We start from the raw sequence: 5955 nt of genomic DNA on the forward strand, positions 1-5955 counted from the left end.
AACCAACACCGCCAGCAAAGTCGCGGTGGTTCGCGCCGGTAACGGCAGGATGCCAGCAGAACCGCAGACCCCACGACGAAACCAGAAACACCAGAAACCCCAACGTTTCTGCCCCTGCCGGCCAGGCAGTCCGCTTTCTTTGCCTACTTTCTTTTCGGAAAAAAGAAAGTAGGTCGCGCCGGGGGCGCGAAAGCCTTTGACTTTGACTTTAAGACTTTGACTTTAAGATTTTGATTTCAAGCCTTTGACTTTGAAGTTAAGCCTTCAACATTAAAGCCTTTACCTTCGAAGCCAAATCAAAACCCCCTCAATCCCCCTCCCCACCCGCCAACACACGCGGAACAGGCGCCCCAGGTTCGTCATGCGGCGCCAACCCCGCCTTGCGCCGCGCCCGGCGCTCCTTGCGCTTCACATACCAATAATGCGCCCGGTCCAGATACAGATAGACCACCGGCGTGGTGAACAGCGTCAGCGCCTGCGACAACACCAGCCCGCCGACCATCGCGTAGCCGAGCGGCCTGCGCAGCTCGGACCCGGCGCCATGCCCCAGCATCAGCGGCAGCCCGGACAGCAGCGCGCACATGGTGGTCATCATGATCGGGCGGAAGCGCAGCAGGCAGGCCTGGTAGATGGCCTGCTCGGGCGTCATGCCGTGCTCGCGCTCGGCCGTCAGCGCGAAGTCGACCATCATGATGCCGTTCTTCTTGACGATGCCGATCAGCAGGATGATGCCGATCAGCGCGATCACGGTGAGGTCGTAGCCGCCGGCGAGCAGGATCAGCAGCGCGCCCACGCCGGCGGAGGGCAGCGTCGAGAGGATGGTGAGCGGGTGGATGTAGCTCTCGTACAGCAGGCCGAGCACGATGTACACGGCGATCAGCGCGGCGGCGATCAGGTAGGGCTGCGATGCCAGCGACGCGCCGAAGGCCTGGGCGGTGCCCTGGAACGAGCCGCCCAGCGTCTGCGGGCGGCCCATGCCGGCGAGCGTGCCGTTGATGGCGTTGACCGCGTCGCCGAGCGCCGCGCCCCTGGCCAGGTTGAACGAGATGGTGACGGCGGGGAACTGCCCCTGGTGGCTGATCGACAGGTAGGCGGTGCTGTTGGTGTCGATCTTGACGAAGGTGGACAGCGGCACCTGCTCGCCGGTCAGCGGCGAGGTGACGTAGAGCTTCGAGAACAGGGTCGGGTCTTCCTGCAGCGCCGGCGTGGCTTCGAGGATCACGTGGTAGCTGTTGATCTGCGTGAAGTACTGCGCCACCTGGCGCTGGCCGATGGCGTCGTACAGCGTGGCGTCGATCAGCGCCGGCGTGATGCCGAAGCTGGAGGCGCGCGCGCGGTCGATGGTCAGGCGCGCGGCGGCGGCGGCGTTCTGCTGGTCGGAGGCGACGTCGGTCAGCTCCGGCAGGCCGCGCAGGCGCTCCAGGATGCGCGGCGCCCACTGGTTGAGCTCGTCGAGGTTGGCGTCCACCAGCGTGTACTGGTACTGCGTGCGCGACAGCCGCCCGCCCACGTTGATGTCCTGGCCGGCCTGCAGGAACAGGTTGGCGCCCTGCACCTGCGCCAGCTTCGGGCGCAGCCGCGCGATGATCTCGTCGGCGCTGGCGGTGCGGCCCTGGTCCTTGGGCCGCAGGCTGATGAAGAAGTTGCCGGTGTTGATGGTGTTCTGCCCGCCGGTCATGCCGACCGCCATCACGTCGGGGTCGGCGCGCACCACGTCGGCCAGCTGCACCATGCGCGCGTTCATCGACTTGAACGAGGCGTCCTGGGCGGACTCGGCGAAGCCGAACATGAAGCCGGTGTCCTGCTGCGGGAAGAAGCCCTTGGGGATGTAGACGAACAGCGCCACGGTGGTGGCCACCGTGCCGATGAACACGCACAGCGTGATGAACTGGTGGCGCATCACCACGTCGAGCCCGCGCTTGTAGCCGGCCAGCATGGTGTCGAAGCCGCGCTCGAACCACTGGTAGAGGCGCCCGTGCTGGTGCCCGCGCGGCGGCGTCAGGTAGCGAGAGCACAGCATCGGCGTGAGCGTGAGCGAGACGATCACCGACACCCCGATGGTCAGCGTGACGGTCACGGCGAACTCGCGGAACAGCCGCCCGACGATGCCGCCCATCAGCAGCAGCGGAATGAACACCGCCACCAGCGAGACCGAGATCGACACGATGGTGAAGGCGATCTCGCCGGCGCCCTTGAGCGCGGCCTCCATCGGCGTCATGCCGTCTTCGACGTGGCGGTAGATGTTCTCCAGCATGACGATGGCGTCGTCCACCACGAAGCCCACCGCGATGGTGAGCGCCATCAGCGACAGGTTGTCCAGGCTGTAGCCGAGCAGGTACATCGCGCCCGCGGTGCCGAGCAGCGCCAGCGGCACGGTGACGCTCGGGATCACGGTGGCGGCCACGTTGCGCAGGAAGATGAAGATGATCATCACCACCAGCGCGATGGTCAGCACCAGCGTGAACTCGACGTCGGCCACCGAGGCGCGGATGGTCTGGGTGCGGTCGACCAGCGTGTTGACGCTGATGGTGGGCGGGATGGCGGCCTGCAGGCGCGGCAGCGCGGCGCGGATGCGGTCCACCGTCTCGATCACGTTGGCGCCGGGCTGCTTGGTGATGGCGAGGATGATGGCGCGCCCGTTGTGGAAGGTGTTGTCCGCGGGCGCGGCCGCGCCGGCGAAGCCCCAGCCGGCCAGCTTGACGTTCTCGGGCGCGTCCACCGCCACGCCCACGTCGCGCACGCGCACCAGCGCGCCGTTGCGGTAGGCCAGCACCATGTCGTTCCACGGCGCGGCCTTGGTGAGCTGGTCGTTGGTGTAGACGTTGAAGGCCTTGGTGCGCCCGTCGGTGGCGCCGGTCGGCTGGTTGACGGTGGTCGAGGCGATCACGCCGCGCACGTCTTCCAGGCTCATGCCCATCGAGGACAGCTTCTGCGGGTCCACCTGGATGCGCACCGCGGGCTTCTGCTGGCCGCCGATGTTGACCAGGCCCACGCCGGAGATCTGCGAGATCTGCTGCGCCAGCACGTTGTCGGCGTAGTCGTTGATCTCGGTCAGCGGCAGGGTGTCGGACTGCACCGCCAGCACCAGGATCGGCGAGTCCGCGGGGTTGATCTTGCGGAAGGTCGGCGGCGTCGGCAGGTTGCTCGGCAACTGGCCGCTGGCGGCGTTGATGGCGGCCTGCACGTCGACCGCGGCGGCGTCGATGTTGCGGTTCAGGTCGAACTGCAGCGTGATCTGCGCGTTGCCCTGGGCGCTGGCCGAGGTCATCTGCGTGAGGCCGGCGATCAGCGAGAACTGGCGCTCGAGCGGCTGCGCCACGTTCGACGCCATCGTCTCCGGGCTGGCGCCGGGCAGCGAGGCCGAGACCTGGATGGTGGGGAAGTCGACCTGCGGCAGCGGCGCGATCGGCAGCAGCGGCCAGGCCGCCACGCCGACCAGCAGCAGCGCCAGCGCCAGCAGCGAGGTGCCGATCGGGCGCTTGATGAAGTTGGCGGAAATGCTCATGGCCGTGCGTTCCCGGCGCCGGCCGCGGCCGGGGTGGCGGGTGGCGCGGCGGCAGGTCCGCTGCCCGCGCTGGCCACGGTGCCGGCGGGCGCGCTTTCGGTCACGCGCGCGCCGGGCTTGAGCTTGTACTGGCCGTCCACCACCACGCGCTCGTCCGGGGCCAGGCCTCGGGCGATGATGGCGCGCGTGTCCTGGATCTCCGTCACCTCGACCGGGCGCGAGGCCACGGTGTGGTCGGCCTGCACCACGTAGACGTAGGTGCCGGCCTGGCCGCGCTGCACCGCCGGCGCGGGAATGGTCAGCGCCTGGTCGCGCTCGCCCAGCACCAGCCGCGCGTTGACGTACTGGCCCGGCCACAGCGTGTGGGTCGGGTTGGGGAAGCGGCCCTTGAGCTGGATCGTGCCGGAGGTGGTGTCGATGGTGTTGTTGAGCAGGATCAGGCTGCCGCGGCCGAGCGGCTTGCCGCTCTCGCGCTCCATCGCTTCCACGGCCAGCGGCGTGCCGCTGGTCTGGATGGCGTGGTTGATGCGCTGGAAGTCGCCGTCGGGCAGCGTGAAGACCACGTCGATCGGGTCGATCTGGCGGATCACCACGATGCCGCTGGCGTCGGCCGCGTGGATGATGTTGCCGGGGTCCACCAGGCGCGCGCCCACGCGCCCGGACAGCGGCGCGTTGATGGTGGTGAAGTCCAGCTGCACGCGCGCGGCGTTGACCTGCGCGTCGTCGTTCTTCACGGTGGCGGCGAGCTGCGCCACCAGCGCGCGCTGGGTGTCGAGCGTCTGCTGCGTGGTGGCGTTTTCGAGGATCAGGCCCTCGAAGCGCTTGAGGTCCACGCGGGCGTTGGCGAGCTGCGCCTCGTCGCGCGCCTTCTGCGCCTGGGCCTGCTGCAGCTGCGCCTGGAACGTGCGCGGGTCGATCTGCGCGAGCAGCTGGCCGGCCTTGACGTCCTGGCCCTCGACGAAGCCGACGCGGTCGAGCTGGCCGTCCACGCGCGACTTGACCGTCACCGTGGCCATCGCCTGCACGGTGCCGACGCCGGTCAGGCCGATCGGCACGTCCTCGCGCCTGGCCAGCGCGCTGGACACGGCGACCGCGGGCGCGGGCGCGGCCGCCTGCCGCGGCGACAGCATGTGCTTGAGCGGGCCGCTGGCGAACCAGGCCAGCACGGCCAGCGCGAACACGGCGAGGCCGATCAGGAAGGGGTTGCGGCGGGAGGGCTGAGTCGCCATGGAATGCCTTGGAAAGTAAGTCTGCCGATGCAAATCAGGGGTGGGCCGGGGCGGGCGAGGGCGGGGTGACGCCGGCGGTACTGTCGCTGCCGCTCGCGCCCGTGCCATCGGCCCGGGCCAGCGCAGCGCTGCTCCAGCCGCCGCCGATCGCCTTGATCAGCCCCACGCTGGCGGCCAGCTCGCGGCCGCGCACCTGGATCGCGCTACGTTCATTGGACAGCGAAAGGGCCTGTGCCGTTACCACCGTCAGGTAAGACGTCGTGCCGGCGCGGTACTGCGCCAGGCTCACGCGCTCGGCGGTGCGCGCGGCTTCCACCGCGCGGTCCTGCACCACCACTTCGTCGTCGAGCACGCGCAGCGCGGAGAGGTTGTCCTCCACTTCCTGCATGCCGCCGAGCACGGTCTGGCGGTAGACGGCCGCGGCGCCGTCGTAGGCGGCCACGGCCTGGTCGTTCTGCGCGTTGCGCAGGCCGCCGTCGAAGATGGTGCCGGCCAGCGCCGCGCCGAGCGACCACACGCGCCCGGGCGGGCCGAACCAGTCGGCGAGGCTGCCGCTGCTGCCGCCGCCCACGGCCGACAGCACCAGCGAAGGGAAGTACGCCGCGCGCGCCACGCCGATGTTGGCGTTGGCCGCGGCCATGCGGCGCTCGGCCGCGGCAATGTCGGGGCGGCGCTCGAGCAGCGCCGAGGGCAGCCCCGGCGGCACCGCCAGCGGGCGCATGGCGAACTCGGCCGGCGGCAGCGAGAACTCGGCCGGCGCGCGCCCGACCAGCACGGCGATGGCGTGCTCGAGCTGGGTGCGCTGCACGTCCAGGTCGATCGCCTGCGCGCGCGCCGATTCCAGCGTGACCTGCGCCAGCGCGACGTCGCCCGAGGTGGCCACGCCGGCGCGGAACTGGCTCTGGGTGAGCTTGAGCGATGCCTCGTAGGCGGTCAGCGTGCGCGCGAACAGCGCCTTGAGCACGTCGGTCACGCGCAGCTGCACGTAGTCCTGCACCAGCTCGCCCTGGATGGTCAGCCGGGCCGCGGCCAGATCCGCGGCGCTGGCCTGCGAGTTGTCCCGCGCGGCTTCGATGGTGCGCCGCACCTGGCCCCACAGGTCGACTTCCCAACTGGCGTCCAGGCTGGCCGAATGCGTGTTGGACACCGACGCCATGCCCAGCGTGCTGCTGCGCGCGCGGCCCACCGAGGCGCCGGCGCCGAGCGTCGGGAACAGGCCGG

The 5955-nt window shown here is 69.9% G+C and carries 3 protein-coding genes; all 3 read right to left on the minus strand.

Going from position 1 to position 5955, the window contains the following annotated elements; translation table 11 throughout:
- Positions 1 to 307: 307 nt before the first annotated feature.
- Positions 308 to 3505 (minus strand): efflux RND transporter permease subunit, encoded by a 3198-nt coding sequence (locus K206_RS0134100; RefSeq protein WP_020206758.1) that lies wholly within the window; start codon positions 3503 to 3505, stop codon positions 308 to 310.
- Entirely contained in the window at positions 3502 to 4734 is a 1233-nt protein-coding gene (locus K206_RS0134105; protein ID WP_020206759.1) for an efflux RND transporter periplasmic adaptor subunit, read from the minus strand. Before K206_RS0134105 ends, K206_RS0134100 begins: the two co-directional genes overlap by 4 nt.
- A 34-nt stretch (positions 4735 to 4768) precedes the next feature.
- Positions 4769 to 5955 (minus strand): efflux transporter outer membrane subunit (locus tag K206_RS40120; RefSeq protein ID WP_020206760.1); only part of this gene is annotated, 1187 nt, incomplete at its 5' end.

The sequence above is a fragment of the Cupriavidus sp. WS genome (genome assembly GCF_000395345.1).
GTDB lineage: Bacteria > Pseudomonadota > Gammaproteobacteria > Burkholderiales > Burkholderiaceae > Cupriavidus > Cupriavidus basilensis_B.

Coding starts and splice junctions, on each gene's coding strand:
- K206_RS0134100 (WP_020206758.1), bottom strand. CDS start 3,505: ATGAGCATTTCCGCCAACTTCATCAAGCGCCCGATCGGCACCTCGCTG.
- K206_RS0134105 (WP_020206759.1), bottom strand. CDS start 4,734: ATGGCGACTCAGCCCTCCCGCCGCAACCCCTTCCTGATCGGCCTCGCC.